The organism is Robinsoniella peoriensis, from assembly GCF_000797495.1.
Classification (GTDB): domain Bacteria; phylum Bacillota; class Clostridia; order Lachnospirales; family Lachnospiraceae; genus Robinsoniella; species Robinsoniella peoriensis.
Map to the genome: position 1 here is coordinate 186,903 of NZ_JTGN01000013.1, position 18,733 is coordinate 205,635.

7 protein-coding genes and 1 pseudogene are annotated in these 18,733 nt (G+C 43.3%); 6 read left to right on the forward strand and 2 right to left on the reverse strand.

Features of this window, described 5'->3' with window-relative positions:
• Positions 1-339: 339 nt before the first annotated feature.
• The gene (locus QR40_RS30260) at positions 340-7,929 is read left to right on the forward strand and encodes a family 20 glycosylhydrolase (protein WP_052431025.1); all 7,590 of its coding nucleotides are present in this window, start codon (positions 340-342) and stop codon (positions 7,927-7,929) included.
• 11 nt (positions 7,930-7,940) lie between these two features.
• Here QR40_RS30260 and QR40_RS23385 read toward each other — a convergent pair whose 3' ends face one another.
• Positions 7,941-8,726, reverse strand: coding sequence for an AraC family transcriptional regulator (locus tag QR40_RS23385; protein ID WP_027295255.1), 786 nt, complete (start codon positions 8,724-8,726; stop codon positions 7,941-7,943).
• Positions 8,727-8,903: 177 nt separating this feature from the next.
• Here QR40_RS23385 and QR40_RS23390 point away from each other — a divergent pair, with 177 nt between their 5' ends.
• The 5 genes from QR40_RS23390 to QR40_RS23410 all read left to right on the forward strand — a co-directional run bounded on the left by QR40_RS23390 (position 8,904) and on the right by QR40_RS23410 (position 18,381).
• Positions 8,904-9,635, forward strand: a complete 732-nt coding sequence (locus tag QR40_RS23390) for a ThuA domain-containing protein (protein WP_044296973.1) — start codon at positions 8,904-8,906, stop codon at positions 9,633-9,635.
• 11 nt (positions 9,636-9,646) lie between these two features.
• Entirely contained in the window at positions 9,647-10,705 is a 1,059-nt protein-coding gene (locus QR40_RS23395) for a Gfo/Idh/MocA family protein (RefSeq protein ID WP_044296974.1), read from the forward strand.
• 298 nt (positions 10,706-11,003) lie between these two features.
• Positions 11,004-11,228, forward strand: a complete 225-nt coding sequence (locus tag QR40_RS23400; RefSeq protein WP_027295253.1) for an HPr family phosphocarrier protein — start codon at positions 11,004-11,006, stop codon at positions 11,226-11,228.
• A gap of 233 nt (positions 11,229-11,461) precedes the next feature.
• On the forward strand, positions 11,462-16,591 hold the full coding sequence (locus QR40_RS23405; protein ID WP_044296976.1) for a 3-keto-alpha-glucoside-1,2-lyase-like domain-containing protein: 5,130 nt from the start codon (positions 11,462-11,464) through the stop codon (positions 16,589-16,591).
• Positions 16,592-17,010: 419 nt separating this feature from the next.
• Positions 17,011-18,381: an ABC transporter substrate-binding protein gene (locus QR40_RS23410; protein WP_152614267.1), complete on the forward strand. Its 1,371-nt coding sequence runs from the start codon at positions 17,011-17,013 to the stop codon at positions 18,379-18,381.
• 177 nt (positions 18,382-18,558) lie between these two features.
• Here QR40_RS23410 and QR40_RS33330 read toward each other — a convergent pair.
• Positions 18,559-18,733, reverse strand: a pseudogene (locus tag QR40_RS33330) (IS110 family RNA-guided transposase); the annotation flags it as partial.

Sequence of the window (18,733 nt, forward strand, 5' to 3'; positions counted from 1 at the left end):
GGCAAAACCAATTTTAGGAAGAATATATTCTTCTTAAAATTGGTTTTTTTTGTTTTTATAAGACTAATGAGGTATGTTCTTATGCAGGCGAAAATTCAGAAATAATTATGGTAAAGGGGTGAGGAGCGGTAGTTGGAAGGCATCTGAATGATCCGCAGCATTGGCAGAATGCAAGAGCATAATTTAAATATAACAATGATTCAAGGGGGATCAGGCTGAAAGAAATTAAAAAAGAAAGGAGCCACAACAGAATTCTTTTAGCTTAGAGCGTGTTAAACACACTCTAGTATATCGTGGCGGTATTGCGGGGCTTTCCTGCAATATGCAAAAGGTATCAGGATGGGGAAAAGACTAAAATTATGGAAAAGAATCTTATCAATCTTCTTAGCGGTTACGCTAAGTCTTAGCAGTTTTATCATTTCGGCAGGTGCAGAAGGAACATCTTATAAGGAAATCCCAGAAAATACAGCAGATGAAGCCAGGGCGGGCAATCCAAATGGAAAAGAGCGGACTCTCATCGTAGAGGCAGAAAATGCGCAGTTAAATGAGCCGGGAGATTTTTCGGATGATACCGATAGCGCATCTCATGGCGGGAAGCATATCAGAACCCAGAAAGCCGGGGCATTTGTAACCCTTACCTTTACAGGGACAGGCATTCGCTTCTATGCTAAAAAGGGAAGCGGCGCAGGTGTCCTGCGGGTCGACATTGATGGAGAGCTTCATGGGAAAGCAGATGAGTATGTAAGTGGGAGTCCGGAGTTTCAGTCTAAGACATACGAGGCACTAAATTTAAGTGAAAAAAATGCAGAGCATACAATTGTGCTGACGGCTGCAGACGAGAACCCCAATGGAATTAACGGCAGCCCATGGTTTAATTTTGATTATTTTGAAGTAATTCAATGTGAAGAGGAAGAAGCCGGGGACACCATTGTATCACCTGGTGATACGGATTATTATCTGGATTCTGAAGCTGCCCAAAACGGCGACGGATCACAGGAATCGCCTTTTAACACCCTTTTTGAAATAAATCGTAGGGAGTTTGCTCCGGGAGATCATATCTTTATCAAACGCGGTTCTGTATTCAGAGGTCTGCTTTACCCAAAGGGGTCTGGTTCGGCGGATAAGCCAATTCTGCTGGATGCATACGGAGAAGGAGAAAAACCATTGATTGATGGCGATGGACGCTATGGCGGCCAGCAGGAGTATGGTGCAGAAGGGCCTTTTGGTGAAGCTGCTGCTGCTGTTTATCTCCACAACAGCCAGTATTGGGAAATTTCTGATTTAAGAGTTACGAACTGGGATGAGGATGCAGCAAACCGTGAAAGGAGCGGCATCCGCGTAGAGGCCAGCGGGGGCGGCATATTCCGCCATATTTATATTAAGGATTGTGAAATATTTAACGTAAGGGGATACCGGGGGCAGGACAGCATCTGGGATGTGGACCCGGTGGGCGGCGGAACGACCTTTTTTGGTTCCAGGACGACTCACCGTACAGGCGGCATAAATTTCTGCAGTTATACAGGCAGGGAAAATAATGCGTCTGATAAAACAAATCCGGGAAAAATATCAGACAGTGAGCCAACGATATTTGACGATGTCCTGATTGAGGGAAACAATATTGAGAACTGTGACGCCAATGGAATTACTACCACAAATGTGAAAGGTGAAATGGATAACCGGGATTACCGGCATAAAAATGTTGTTATCCGCGGAAACTGCATCACTAATGTACAGAGGGCAGGTATTGTTCCCCTTTATACAGATGGGGCGCTGGTGGAGCATAATAAAGTAGATACATTCCAGCAGACTACCGAAGGTTATGGCTGCGGAATCTGGTGTGACCGTGCCAATGATATGGTATTCCAGTACAATGAAGTCTGTAACGGACAGAATACTATGGATGGGATGGCTTTTAATCTGGATGATATGACGGAAAATGGCGTTATCCAGTATAATTATATCCATAACAATGTGGGCGGGGGCACGATGCTTCATGTGAGGACAAACTCCTATAACCGCAATAATACGATCCGTTACAATCTGAGTGTAAATGACACCCATAATTATGCACCACACCAGGCAATTGTAGTCTGCGTTGGTGAGGATGCGAAAACTAAAATTGAATCTGCCAGGGTATACAATAATACATTTTTCAACACCAGGACCGTCCGTCCTGTTTATAAAGGAGATGAGATAGCCTTTGAGAACAACATCTTCTATCTGGTGAATAAAGGAATGAAAAATAAAACAGATGCTTATGATGTGGGATCGAAAACCATATTTAACCATAACCTTTTTGCGGGGGTGCATCCTCAGGATGAGCCGTCTGGAAATGAAAATATCTCAGCAGCAATGCCAGGGTTAGCTGGAGTCCTTGTGGAAAAGGGTGGAGACCAGTATCTTCCAAAAGGAATAGAAGAGGCCATGGCAGCGGCGATGCTGGCTCACGCTTCCCAGGCTTTAAATGCCGGGACAGTGATGGAAGACGGTGTGAAAGAGGATCTGTATGGGAATCCTGTAACGGCTGGGGAAGCGCCTAATATCGGTGTATACAATGGAGTGTCTGTAGAAAAAACAGAATATGAGGACTTCAGCGATATCACCGAGGTTTCGGAAGAGCCTTCGGAATTTGATGATTTCACAATCGAATATGTGGAGGGAGAGGATGAACGCGTCAGCAAACACGCAGCATTCAAAACTAATCCAGGCGGTGCGCATGGCGGATTCCACATCAGTTCTGATGAGGATGGGGCGTCAGCGGAATACACCTTTACGGGTAAAGCGATTTCTGTATATACCAAGAGCGGAGGGGCAGCAGGAGTTGCAAATATCTATCTGGATGGACAGAAGGCGGCCACTGATGACCAGTATGAGGGGAAGGAGACATTTGGAAGGATGGCATTTACCCGGACATTTGCCGAAAGCGGAACTCATACCATTAAAATAGAAAGATCGGGAATGAAGAATCCAAGCTCCAGCGGAACAAACTTAAATCTTGATTATTTTAAAGTATTTAAGGAGAGTCAGCCGGTAGTTCCGGAAAAGGAGCTGATTAAAATGGACGCTTCCGGTTTCACCGCAGAAGCGGAAAGTGTTGAGGAGGACGAGGGGCCGGCATCCTGTGCCATCGATGGAAACAGCAATACTTACTGGCATTCCAACTGGTCAGGAACGGCAGCAATGCAGCCAGACTTTGAAGAAGGGTTAAGAAACGGATTTACCATAGATCTGGGTGGAAACTATAACATACAGAAACTGGAGTATCTGCCAAGGCAGAACCAGAATAATGGCACCATTACAAAATACAGGCTGTTCTACAGTAAAACGGAAGATGGGGAATTTTTACCCATACCACGTGGAATCGGTTATTGGGAAGGAGACAGTACGCTGAAATCAATCACTTTTGAAAAAGTAAATGCTAGGAGGATACAAATCCGGGCATATGATGCGGTAAGTGATTCGTCAGGAAAAAATCTTATTACCGCAGCAGAATTCTATGTATACAGGTGGAAAGAAGACGGCGGCCCGGTGACGCCTCCGGACAGGAGCTTTCACGTACCTCCTGCATGGAATCAGGGAGACACGCATATCACGCTGCCTAAAGTGGCAGATGGCTGGGAGATTGAACTCTTTGGGTCTGACCGCAAAGAGGTGGTTGGACTGGATAATTCTGTAACCAGACCACTGGAGGATGTTACGGTGAACCTGATCTACAAGCTGACTAACCGGGCAACCGGTGAGGTCCTGGAGACAAATGTAAATGCGCAGATTACAATTCCTGCGACGCCGATGGAAGATTTTGTGTCCGGAAGCAACGAAAAGCCCGGGGTAATTCCTGCTTTAAGAGAATGGAAGGGCGCAAGCGGGGAGATCAAGCTCACCAATACCTCCAGAATTGTTGTGGACTCAGAGAGCTTCAGACAAGATGATGCTGCGCATGTAAACGAAAACCTGAGTAAGACAGACAACTTCTATACCCAGGTGAATATGTTTAAGGAAGATCTGAAGGCACAGACCGGTCTTGACCTTCCGATTGTAACGGATCAGGAACCGGGTACGGCAGATATTTATTTTACAGCCCAGGGCGCTCCGGTATCACTTGGGGCTGAAGGATATATGATAGAATTTGGCGGGCAAAATGGAGACGATGATTCCGTAATTGTAAGGGCGCCTCAGAAGACAGGCATTTTATATGGTGGAATCACGATCCTGCAGATCTTAAAGCAGAATACGGCATTGAGCCTTCCAAGGGGGATCGGCAGGGATTATCCGGCATATGAGAAGCGGGGATACATGCTGGATGCGGCACGTATCTATCTGCCGCTTGAATACCTGGAGGATACCTTAAAGCAGATGGCATGGTATAAGATGAATACATTTTCCGTACATCTGAACGACTGTGAAAACTGGGGTAATCTGGAGCTGGGACAGGAACGCTATTCTGCATTTCGTCTGGAAAGCAATGTGCCTGGACTCACGGCAGAAGATGGGTCCTATACCAAGGATGAATTCAGGGAGTTCCAGTATGATGCCGTTGATCTGGGGATAAATGTCATTCCGGAATTCGATACACCAGGGCACTCTCTTGCATTTACCAGAGTCTGGCCGGAACTGGCGCGGGAGGACAATGCAAAATATCTGGATGTTACAAACCCTCAGGTTTTAGAAAAGGTCAAGGCTTTATTTGATGAATATATTCTGCCTCAGGATGGTAAGGAAGAGGTTTTCATTGGTCCCGAAGTAAATGTAGGAACAGACGAATATAAAACGAATGGCCTTCCCGAATCAGACAGAGCCAGATATAAAGAAGCTTTTCGCGGATATATAGACCAGCTCCTGCAGCATGTGAAGAACCGGGGAAAAGAACCGGCATTCTGGGGATGCTTAAGAGAGAACGCCGGAACGACGCCAGTTACTACAGATGCCTTAATGTATGCCTGGTATTGGGATTATTCAGAGGCGCTAAAGGCATTGGAGGCAGGATACCGGGTGCTGACGATGGATGAAATGGAGACCTATATCGTTCCCGGAGGTGGATGGTATGTAAATCAGTATGGAAGAGGGGAACATTTGTATAACACATGGCTTCCAAATGACAACCGGGCATGGGATATCAGCTTCTCCGGAGACAGAGCGCCCGCTCCCAAGGGCCACCCGAGAGTAGTGGGCGGACAGTTTGCAGTATGGAATGACTGGATTGGAAATGGAATATCAACTGGTGATATCAGCTTCCGTATCCAGTATAATATACCAGCCATAGCCCAGAAATCCTGGTCAGTGGATGAAAGTAATGCATCCATGAATTACACGGAGTTTAAACGGCTTGGAGAAATCATTGGAGATGCGCCCGGAAGTGATTTCCTGTACCGGAACAACAGGTTTACCAAGGACAAGATCCTGGATCTGGGAGAGGAAGATGATATATCCAAGCAGACAGATATGCAATTAGATCCGGTAAATGTAGGAAGCGACGCACAAGGGAAGGACGGAACCGGAATTCGATTTAACGGCAAAGACAGCTATATTGAGTCGGATGTGGACTCTACAGGCTTTGACTGGACGGTAGGAATGTGGATCAATCCGGATGAGGGCAATGCCGCAGATGCAGTCCTTATGGAAGGAAAGACGGGAACGCTTAAGCTGAAGCAGGGCAAAACCGGTAAAATAGGCTATTCGGTAGGGAATTATGACCATTATTTTCATTATCGTTTACCGGAAGGCAGGTGGACCCATATTGCTCTCACAGGGGATGCCTATGGCGTAAAATTATATGCAAACGGAATCTTCATAGATGAATTAAAAGACAAGCCATGGCCAAACCTAAATTTCGATTCTAACTTTGCCAAGCCAAGCGGACAGCCCAATTTTATTCCCACCTATTTTGAGACACTGATGCTGCCTACGTCAGTTCTGGGAAGCAAGACAAACGCTTTTAAAGGCGTTGCGGATGATTTCAGGATTTATAACAGGGTTTTGGAAGCAGATGAGATTCTGGAGATGACAAATATGAAAGGAGATGCTTCCAGAGCATTGGCGGCAAAAGTAAATGAGGCAAATGAATTATTGGATTCCGGCAGACTGTCTGAAGATCCGGAAGCAAAAACCGCAATGTTAAACGCTGTAAAAGCAGCGGCAAATGTGCTGGCGAATCCGGCATTTACAGAAGAACAGATTAAAAGCGCAGCTCAGGCCCTGCAGGCAGAGGTGGAGAAAGCTCCTGCAGACCCGGCAGATATCAATCTCATGGCGGACGCCTATGCAGCTACGTCGGTAGAGTGCCACACAGGCTTTGGTCCGGAAAAAATGGTAGACGGTGACGATGCACTGGAGTCCAGATTAGCAACGAAAAGGGGCGTTAAAGAGGTTCCGGTAGAATTTACACTGGCGGAAGAAAAGACATTTAACACTTTAGTAATCAAAGAAGGGCTTGGACCTATTACAGGTGAAACTCTGACTGCCCAGATCAAAGGTTATGAGATACAGGTATTTAAGAATGGCAAATATGAAGACCTGCTGTCAGCCTTGGACCAGTCGGTGGGAATTGTTGGGGAAAAATTAACCATAGACCTGGGACAGGATGTGACAACATCTAAGATCAGGGTCATATTCAAGGTAAACCCGGAGGCAGGCATCAATATAAAAGAAGCGGAGCTATACAGGCTTCTGAAGCCGCAGCCATATGTGAATGAAACTGCAAGGGATGCGGTGAATTATCTGGGAATTCCGGAAAGGCTTGAATTAACGGACACACATCTGCCAATAAGCGAAATGCCAGGCGCCTACAGTTCCCGTATTATCGCCTCAGGCAATTCAGACATCATAGCGCTGGATGGAACGGTTGTCAGGGAAGATACAGATCAGACGGTTACGATATTAATGGAAGTAACAAAGAGAAAAGGAACCAACACGATTCTGGAAAAAGCTGTAATGCCATATACGGTGGTCGTTGCAGGCCTTCAGACGCCAGCAGTTATTTACCGGGTGACATTCCATGCAAATGGAGGAACAGCCGTAAATCCGGCAAGTATAGAGACAGAGTCCGGAAAAGCCATAGGAAGCCTGCCGTCCACCACAAGGGAAGGATATGAATTCCAGGGCTGGTTTACCGCCCAAACCGGAGGTACAAAGGTAACAGAAGCAACGGTGGTAACCAGCGATATGACGCTGTATGCCCAGTGGAAAAAAATGATGCAGCCGCAGCCAAAGCCAGAGGTATCATTTACAGAGACGGAATATTCCTTATACGCCACACAGACAATAAAGACCTCTGTAAATGCCAATGCAGCGGCAGGTGCTGTAACAGGATATAAGTCAAGCAATACAAAGGTGGCAGTTGTTACTTCGGCAGGAGTCATTAAAGGAATCCGAAAAGGCTCGGCAACTATTACCGTATCCACGTCAGGAAAAGGGACGGCTACAGTGAATGTAACGGTAAAAACGCCAAAAATCTCCCTTACTGCAAAAAAGGCTAAGCTTCAGGCAGGAAAATCAACAAAAGCCATAACCATTAAGAGCAAAATAAAAACGGATAAAGTTGTAAAATTCACGTCCAGCAAAAAGAAAATAGCCAGTGTCAATCACAAAGGAAAAATAAAAGGCATAAAAGCCGGAAAGACAAGAATTACCGTTTTCATGAAGAGCGGAGCGAGGGCAAGCTGCGTATTAACAGTTCAAAAAGCTCCGGTAAAAACAACCAAAATCAAGGTGCCGAAAAAGGTTACTTTAAAAGTAAAAGAGAAGCAAAAGATAGAAGTGGTTAGGAAACCGGTCACAGCTGCCGATAAAATTGATTACCGTTCGTCAAACAGTAAGATAGCGAAGGTTGATAAAAAAGGCATTATAACCGCAAAGAAAGCCGGAAGCTGTCATATAACCGTGACGTGCAATAAAATTACAAAAAGAATAAGGGTAATTGTGGAACGGAAATAACCGGCAGCATTTTATTTTAGCCGGTAATCCTTCGGACTTGTCCCATACTTTTCTTTAAAGACCCGGTTAAAGGTACGCTGGCTTTCAAATCCGGCATCCATCCATATCCTGGTAAGTGTGTCGTTGGTAGAACGGGTCAGATACTGAGCGTAATCCAGCCGAATATTATTTAAATATTCGTGAAAGCCCATCTTAAGCTTTTTGGAAAAAATATGGGACAAATAATATTTACTTACGTTCAGTTCCCGTGCCAGCGTATCCAGAGACATTGGTTCTTGAAAATGCAGGGAAATATACTGAACCAGACGATAAGTCAGATCCGTATTATCAGGCCGGGCATTCTTTTCCAAAGTAAATAAAGGCAGTACATGGGCCAGGATGACCTGAATCCAGGCCCCCAGCAGAAATCCGGAGGCGTCTTCTTTTGAAGATGCCTCTAATCTGTCTAAGGCATATAAGATATCCCCGTGGACCTGATGAGATTTTAGATATGGATTCAGAGGATGGCTTCTTTTTAACTGGTTTAGAAATGGACCGAACATATTCTCATCAAAAATAAAGAGAATAACATCGCAGCTTTTTGGCGCCTCGGTTCGGTATGCATGTACGGTTTCCGGGAAGACAACCGCTAGTTCCCCTTTTGCCATTTCCAGAGTATGATCCTGAATGGTAACCTGTATTCTGCCTTTTTTTACATAAATAATTTCTACTGCATCGTGGAGATGAGCCGGGAAATTAAGATTCTGAATATTATTAATATGTGGCTTCTCAAACTTCTTCTCGTAAAATGGATTCATATTTCACCTCTCTCACTTCAGGCATTTATTACAACAACCATTAGCAATTTTTGGCTACAAAATAATGTGATATGACAATCATTATAAATGGATTACTGCTATAATGCAATTAAATTAAAAAGGATTACCGCATAATTCAATTAAATTAAATGGTGAAAAAAAGAGAGGAGATTTAAGATGGAAACAAATAAAAAAGTACTTATTTTTCAAGGCGGCTGGGACGGACACGAGCCGGATAAGGTAGCACGGAGGTTCTCTGATCTATTAGAAAAACATGGGTATACATGTACTATTTCAGATACCCAGGAGGTTTTAGGAGATCTGGATATGCTGATGGGGCTGGACTTGATTGTTCCTTGCTGGACCATGGGTGAGATCAAACCGGAATACCGCCAGAATATCGTGAAAGCAGTAGGTGCCGGAGTAGGGCTTGCCGGATGCCACGGCGGTATGTGCGATTCCTTTCGAAATGATGTGGAATGGCAATTTATGACTGGCGGACAGTGGGTCAGCCATCCGGGGGGAGACGGTGTGGATTATGAAGTCAACATCAAGTTTGGGTCAAGCCCTATTGTAGAAGGAGTATCGGATTTTCATGTCTGCAGTGAGCAGTATTATCTCCATGTAGATCCGGCGGTAGAGGTGCTCGCAACAACACGTTTTCCGGTTGTGGATTATTACCACAGTGCTAATAAATGTGTGGATATGCCGGTAGTCTGGACAAAATTCTGGGGGAATGGAAGAGTATTTTATAATTCCCTGGGGCACCACGATGATGTATTTGAAAAATTCCCCACCGCTCAGATAATCATGGAGCGGGGGCTTCTATGGGCAGCAGAGGGCAGGCAGTATGCCCTGGATCACGGACTTACAACAGAGCGGTTTGAAAGCACCGCAAAAATGTATTAGGAGGGACCGTTATGGAAAAAGTAAAAATCGGAATATTGGGACTGGGTGCCATCAGCGGCATTTATTTAAAAAATCTTAGCAGTGTGTTTCGGAATGTGGAAATTCTGGGGATCTATGATCTGATTGAAGAAAAGGCAGAAAAAGTACAGGAAGAGTACCAAATTTCAAAAGTATATAAAAATATGGAAGAAATGCTGGATGACCCCGAAATCGAAATTGTGCTTAATTTAACCAGACCGCTGGAGCATTACCATGTTACAAAATCAGCTCTTCTGGCTGGGAAACATGTATATAGTGAAAAACCGCTGGCAACTACTTTTGAGGAAGGTAAGGAGTTAGTTGCTCTGGCAAAACAACAAAACTTACTGCTTGGAGGTGCACCGGATACATTTCTGGGGGCGGGAATACAGACCTGTAAAAAAATAATAGATTCGGGATTTATCGGCAAGCCCATAGGAGCTGCGGCGTTTATGATCTGTCATGGGCATGAGAGCTGGCATCCGGCTCCGGAGTTCTACTATCAGACCGGAGGAGGACCAATGATGGATATGGGCCCCTATTACCTGACTGCCCTTGTGAATCTTATGGGCAGCGTAAAAGGACTGACCGGAATAGCGAAGAAAAACTTTGAACATCGGGTTATTACCAGTGAACCTTTATATGGAAAGACAATTGATGTAGAGGTACCCACTCATTATAATGGTATTCTTGATTTTGAAAGTGGGGCTACGGCTACGGTTACCACCACTTTCGATGTATATTATACTCAGCAGGCAAGATTTGAAATCTACGGTACAGAAGGTACTTTAATTGTACCCGACCCGAATACCTTCGGAGGACCGGTTAAGCTTTTAAGTGGAAAAGAAAATGAATACCGGGATATGCCGTTATTATTTGACTACAGCGAGAACAGCAGGGGACTAGGATTGTCTAATATGGCTGATGCCTTGAGAGGACTTGATGAATTCAGGGCAAATGGCGATCAGATGCTACATGTATTAGAAATCATGACCGGATTTGAGAAAAGCAGCAATGCAGGCAGTTATTTAGAGCTGGCTACAAGGATATAATAAATTAAATGTGAAAACAGGGGTTATGCTATGAAAATAGACTAATCTCTGTTTTTTTGGCATTTTGTTAAGTACACTTTGATAGCAATTATATGCGAAACAATATATGGGCTATTTAGACAAGGAAGATGATAATAATACAAATAAAACAAATTATTGTGCAAATCATAAATAAATATAAACAAAAGAAAGAAATTTTTTAGTGAAAGTTCTTAAATTGTTCACAAATTCTTACTATTTTGTCCACGATAGAGGTTTATAATACTATTATAGACTAAGCAGAGAGGAGGAAGACAACATGACAAGAATTCCCGTTCATTTTAACACAGCCAATGATTTATTAAAATTTGTGAATATCGTAAGCCGCTACAATTATGATGTAGAGCTTAAATCCGGTGACTGTGTTCTGGATGCCAAGTCCATTGTCAGTGCAATCGTGTTAAGCCCATCCAGTGATTTAGAGATGCTCGTTAATACAAATGATTGTCAGGATCTGGTAGAAAACGTTTCAGCATATGCATGAAAACCTGAGAATGGAGATAAAGACAATGTATAATGGAATGATATAGCCTGAAGATTGGTGAAAACGTCAATCTTCGGGCTATTTTAATGTCTATAGATAAATTAAAAAGCAGGCTTTTGAAAGAATTACAACTATGCTAAAAAATTACAACAAATTCCATGATATTTTTATAGATATTGGTATTTTTTTCTATTAAAATAAGAATATTATAAAATAATAATGGAGGCGGGAAGATGAGAAAGGTATTGAAAAAGACTATGTCTGTGGTGTTGGCAGCATCACTTCTGGCTGGATCAGTAGGAGCAGTTGATGCAGCAGAAATGAAAAACAAAAGCGCAAGGCGGGGAAATGCAGATTATGTTTCCAATCAGGGAGAGCTGATTACCACTCCATTTGTACAATTACCGGTGGGGGCGGTGCGTGCAAATGGATGGCTTGAAAACCAGCTGTTATTACAAAAAGTAAATTTAACGGGAAACATGCATCTGTTCAATGATTATAATGAAGCTACCAGTGCATGGCTTGGCGCAGAAAATGGGGAAAGCTGGGAGAGAGGTCCTTATTATATGAGAGGACTTGTTGCGCTGGCATATGTGCTGGATGATGAGGAACTGAAGACAGAGGCTCAGATGTGGGTAGAAGCAATTCTGGCAAGCCAGAAGGAGGACGGATCTTTTGGAGCAGGCAGCAAGACTGACTGGTGGGCGAAGATGCCGGTTCTTATGGCAATGAGGGATTATTATGAAGCAACCGAAGCAGCAGGAGAAACGGATGAGCGGGTAATTCCTTTTATGGAAAGTTATTTCCGGTACCAGGCAGCAGCACTGCCGAACAATCACTTAAGCAACTGGGCGGATGCCCGGGGCGGAGATAATATTGACAGTGTTTACTGGCTGTACAACCGACTTTATAATGATTCTGATCCGCAGTCATCTGATTGGCTGCTTGACCTGGGTAACATACTGGAAGAGCAGACAACAGACTGGACAGGTCAGTATAATGATACGACTGTCCGCCAGCACGTGGTAAATACCAGCCAGGGCATGAAGACTCCGGCTGTATATTATCAGTATTCAAAAAATGATAGAGATAAGAATGCGCTTCAGAACGGGCTGCTGAATATGTCCATTGACCATGGGCGGGTAGACGGGCTTCCCAATTCGGATGAGGCAGCAAGGGATAACCGAAGTACCAGAGGTACAGAGAACTGTGGTATTGTGGAAGGGCTGCTTTCATCAGAGATCGCAGAGAAAGTGCTGGGAGAAGCATGGATTGGTGACCGAATTGAGAAATTGGCTTATAATGCTCTTCCGGCTGCTTATACACCGGATATGTCCGGACATGTCTACTATGTCCTGCAGAATCAGGTTATGGCAACACTGGGAAATCATGAATTTGACTGCGACCATGGCGACAGCTCGGCATTCGGAGCACCGCTGGGATTTGACTGCTGCTATTCCAACACACATATGGGATGGCCGAAGTTTGTTCAGAATATGTGGATGGCAACTGAGAACAACGGACTTGCGCTGACCGCTTACGGACCAAATCAGATTACAGCAAAGGTGGCAGACGGAAAAACCGCTGAATTTGTTCAGCAGACCGATTATCCGTTTAAAGAAGATGTACACCTGGATTATAAGGGTGAAACGGCAGATTTTGAACTTCAGCTTCGAATTCCCGAATGGGCAGTAGATCCGGTTGTTAAAGTAAATGGTACTGAGGCTGAAGGTGTTGTAAATGGAGAATATTATAAAGTAAACAGGGAATGGAAAAAAGGAGATACCATTGATCTGAGATTCCCAAGTGAGATTGCAACATCATCCTGGTACAACGACTCTGTTGCAGTAGAAAAAGGACCGCTACTTTACGGGCTTAAGATAGAAGAGGACTGGCGGGTAGAGGAAAGCAATGATGCCAGGGAATTAAAGGTAGATCATCAGGAACAATCTCCGCTTAGAGAAGTATATCCGGCATCCCAGTGGAATTATGGATTGGTTGTAGAAGATGGATTTGAAGTGTCATACGCAGATGAGGTGGCTCTGCAGCCATTCAGCACCCAGACAGCACCGGTTACCATCAAAGCTACCGGACAGTTAATTCCTGAGTGGACCTATGATGGCAATATTGCAGGACCTCAGCCATTTGGGGCAACACCGGCAGATGAAAGCTTACAGACCGATATAGAATTAATCCCTTACGGCAGCGGCAGACTGCGTATATCCCAGTTCCCGGCAATTGGAGAGCCATACACAGATGTTGTGAAGGTAGAGGGTGACAGCAGTAAAATTAAGCATCTGGGTAATATCTATCAGGAGTTTAAAAATATTATTGTACCGGCTGCTCAGAATTATACTTTAACGGTAGAAGGAAGCGGACAGGGAGAGGTTATTGTAAATAATAAAGGAAAAGTGTCAGTTGATCTTACTTTGGGCTCTGCAACACTGGAGGGTCTGAAAACCTTAATTTCAGACGGTAATTTCAAATTCACCAACGGACATTTTAATAACCTTCGGTTTACTGAAGGGCTTCAGGTAGACAGACTGGTGGTTACACCGGTAAATATGGAAATTACGGATATTAATATTGAAAGCTATAGCCGTACAGATGATTACATTAAGATTAATACCAATTTAAATGCTCAGGAGACACCATATGAACTTCTGTATAAGACAACGGAAGAAGGGGATTTTACCAACAGTATTATCGGATTTGAGTCCCAGACGGCGTATATTACAGGAATTGATCCCACGCTGGACTATTATGTACAGATCGTTGCAAAGGTTCATGGTGAAGATAAAGCAAGCGATGTCATTGTATTAAAGGCTGAGGAAGTCAACGGTGGCGGATTAAAACCAAATCCGGGTGCGCCCAATGCCCAGTATTCCGGATTCACAACCCTGAACTATATGGAGGACGGGTCAGCAGGATGGGTGAAGTATGATCCGGGAAATAATATCAGGTATATACAGGATGAAAATGAAGGCAGAACGGTAGCAAAAATCGGTAAAAATGAAAGAGTTAAGATGACTTATGAGCCGGCGGACGGTTCGGCACAGAACTGGACGGATTATGTAGTTACCGGAACGGTATCTGTTGATGAGATGTCAAAAAATAATGCAGGTATTATCTTCCGCGGAAGTAATTTTGGAAATGATCCGGATGCTTATGCAGGATACTTTGCTGGTATTGGAAGAGTTGATTACAATGATGGCAATGTCCATGGCCTGGGACTTATGATTGGCTATGCAGATGGACAATGGCATGACATTAAGGGATTTTCCATGCCGGAACTTCAGACGAACACAAAGTATGATATTAAGGTAGTAGCGTTTGGTGACCAGTTTGCTGTTTATTTAAAAGCTCATGACGATGCAGATTATGAATTTATTGCAAAATTCAGCGATTCCAGATTCACAAAAGGAACAATTGGTTTCCGTTCCTACAATGAGGCATTTACCGCGTATGGGGTAGATGTGAGACCGGTTGTGCAAGAAGACCTTGGGGTATTTGAGGAAACTGAGGAAGAACCGGGAGAACAGCCGAACGAAGTACTTTTCACTGATGATTTTAGTGATGCACAGAAATCCCAGGAGAATTGGCTGAAGGTACCGAATCAGGCAGATATTCAGTTTGTGGATGAAAAAGTGGTACTTGGATCAAGTACAGATATGAAGCTGGTAACAGCAGAGCCATATCAGTGGAAAGATTTTGTATATGAAGCAGATGTAACACTGCGGGGAGAAGGTCAGAATGCAGGTCTTATTTTCCGGTCTTCCAAGGAAGAAAGCGGCGCAGACAGTTACAATGGTTATTATTTTGGAATAGGATATGGCAAGGGTAAGGGAAGCTTTGAAGTTGGAAAAGCAACGGATAAAAAGTGGAACGGAATAAGCGGAACAGTGGAATCGGAACTGGTTAAACCTGACCAGGCACATCATCTTATGGTAATTGCATACGGTTCCAAATTGAATTTCTTTATTGACGGAGCCAAGGTTTATTCTATTGCTGACAGTTCTCACAAGATTGGGCGTGTAGGGCTTCGCGGATATAACAGGCAGTTCGAAGTGGATAATATACAGGTACGCACCCTGACAGAAGAAGAAAAAGAGATCTATTCTAAGATTGAAGTCGAGGAATTCGACATCACAGCAGAATCATTCCAGGATGGATTCCAGATTACATATCCAAAGACAACTGCTGCATCTTACAAGGTACAATATGGCACAGAACCCGGTGTATATACCAACGAGTTTGTGGATGTAAAATTCAACAACTATAAAGGCGGAGGTGTATTTACAAAAGATAAAGTTGCATTTGGAGTACCGTTTGATGGTACATATTATTTCCGTCTGGTAGGCTTGTCATCCGGACAGATTGTGGTAGCACAGTCTAATGAATTGATGATGGATACAGGATATCTGGAAGATACTTCAGCAAATGCGCAGAGACTGGATGATACCAAATCACAGGTGTCCGGAACAGATACCTCGAAAGCAAGACCGGCAGATCTCGCGCGCCTGAAAACAGCCATTGCAGATGCAGGAGCCCTTCAGGAAGCCACAGGAAATCAGATGGATTATGATCTGGCATCCAGCCTGCTTACGATTTCAAAATATGCAATAGACAATCGTGTAGCAGAGCCGACGGATCCGGAAGAACCAGATGAAACAGAAACGGAAGAAACAGAGAAGCCGCAGGAAACAGAGAAGCCGCAGGAGACAGAAAAACCGCAGGAAACAGAGAAGCCGCAGGAGACAGAGAAGCCACAGGAGACAGAAAAGCCAGTTGGACCTGTAAAACCAGTGGAACCTTCTAAACCGGTGAAAAAGAATCAGACAATCAGTGCTAAGAATATTTCTAAAATATATGGAACAAAGCCTTTCAAATTAAATGTAAAGACAAATGGCGATGGAAAGCTTTCTTACAAGTCTGATAATAAAAAAGTTGTTACCATCAGCTCTTCCGGTAAAGTTATCGTTAAAAATTACGGAAAAGCAAAGATTACAATTAAAGCATCTGCTACTGGCAAATACAATGAGGCTTTTAAGACAATCACATTCGAAGTACGTCCGAAAAAGGCAGTGATTTCAAAAGTATCTGCAGCAGGCAAAGGCAGAATGAAAGTAACCTGGAAGAAAGATTCCAGAGTAACCGGATATCAAATCGTTTATGCAAGGAACAGTAAATTTACAAAAGGAAAGAAATACGTCAGTGTCAAAAATGCAAAAACCATCACAAAGACGGTGTCCAAACTGAAAAAAGGAACTAAATATTTTGTGAAGGTAAGGTCTTATAAGACTGTGAAAAACCATAAATACTATAGTAGTTATAGTAAGGTGAAGAGCGTCAGGATTAAATAGGAGCCGCATAATAGCCGGAAGATATATATCAGAAGGTTAAAGAAAATCTGATAAGAAAGAAATCAAAAAAGGACAGGAAGCCATAACAGGCCTCTGTCTTTTTTTATTCTCTGCATTGTGTGATACAAGATAAACTTGTAATTTTCAGAAAATGTAATGTCAAACCAGTGATAGTTTTAAGTCAGACCAGTTATAGCAATCTTTTTTAATCACCGTTATAATACAACTATAATCAGTCGTATGACAAAGCAGGAGGAAAATTAATGAAAAAGAGTAAGTGGATCAGCCTTTTATTAGCAGGTATATTAACATTGTCTCTGGCTGGCTGCGGAGGTTGAAATACAGCCGACACAGCCGGAACCGGGAGTGCAGCCAGTGACAGTGAGACGAATGACAAAGGAGAACCCTATACGGTAACCATGGTTCTGCAGGGAAGCCAGCCCCAGGATGAAGAGAGAATTGAAGGAAAGATCAATGAAATTCTGGAAAAAGAATTGAATGCCAAGCTGGATATTGTGATGCTTCCCTGGGCAAGTGCATCCCAGCAGCTGCAGTTAATGCTATCCGGTGATGAGAAAATTGACTGTTTTTACACGAATGCCACAGGGGCAATGAAGTTTATGCATGCAGGCCAGATCATGGATATGTCAGAGCTGGTAGAAAAATATGGGACAAACTTAAAAGAAATTTATGGGGAAGAGGTATTAAAACTGAATTCCATAGATGGATTCCTCTATGGTGTGCCAAACCAAATCGAGAGGGGAAGTATACCGGCAGTTTTCATGCGTAAGGATATGATAGAAAAATATAACATTGACACATCTGCAATTAAGGAACCTAAAGATCTGGAAAAAGTCTTTGAGGCTGTTAAAAAAGGAGAACCGGATATGACCATGCTGTTTTCTATTAACAGTGGGGATACACCTCTGGACAGGTTATTTCCGGGAGATACTTTGTCAGATGCAAATGGCTTAGGCGTACTGATGGATCAGACCGAAAATACGAAGATTGAAAATCTGTTTGCAAGCGACTGGTACATGCAGACTACAAAGATGCTTTATGACTGGTACCAGAAAGGATATATCAGCAAGGATGCAGGTACGGCAACCGAAAACTGGAGAACGGTATGCAAGGCTGGAAATCTGTTCTCACTGTTCTTTGCGTATCATCCGGGTACACCAGTGGAATTTAAAAGTTCTACAGGATACGATTTTGAAATAGTGAAGTTCAGGGATTACCCGATTAAAAACTGTCAGACCTATTCCGGTATTATTTTCTCGCTGGCACAAAACTGTGAAAATCCGGATAAGACAATGCAGGTATTAGATTATATCTATGGTAGTAAGGAAATTATGAATCTGCTGAACTGGGGTGAAGAAGGTACAGACTATGTCATCGAGGATCAGGAAAATGATATTATCAATTATCCGGAAGGAATTACCACGGATAATGTAGGATACAGCCTGAACCTGGGATGGGAATTGCCCAATCAGTTTATTGCCCACAAATGGAATGGAAGTGATCCAAAGCTCTGGCAAAAAATGGAGGAATTTAATAAGAGTGCAAAGGATTCAAAAGCAATGGGATTTTTATTTGACGATTCAGCGGTAGAAAGTGATGTCTCAGCGTTGGCAAATGTGGTGTCACAGTACCGGGGATCTCTAAACAGCGGATCTGTAAATCCGGAAGAATACATTCCTAAATTTCTGAAAGATCTGGAAGCAGCCGGAATCGATCGTGTGATTGAGGCCAAACAGAAACAATTTGATGAATGGCTGAAGCGTGATTAAAACTCTGGCACAGAATAAATAGAAATGGGATGACTGCCGTAAAACAAAAGTTTTACGGCAGTTTTAAAAAGCATTCTGGTGATATGTCAAGACTAAAATGAAAAAGATTTTGATATGTTTTTCTGAAAAAAGGGTGCACTTAATAAACATTCGAAAAAATGAAGTCAGTTTCGAATATCAGTTCGATTCAATATTATATTCGGCGTCCAATTGTTCGCCGGTGTACAGTTGGTTTTTGACCAGCAAACCAAAAACGAGTCGTACAAATTTACGAGATGTAAGCGCGAGTGCTCTCTTGTGCTGATGTTTGGTTACTTCAGCATATTTTTTAGCATAGTATTCACCATATTCC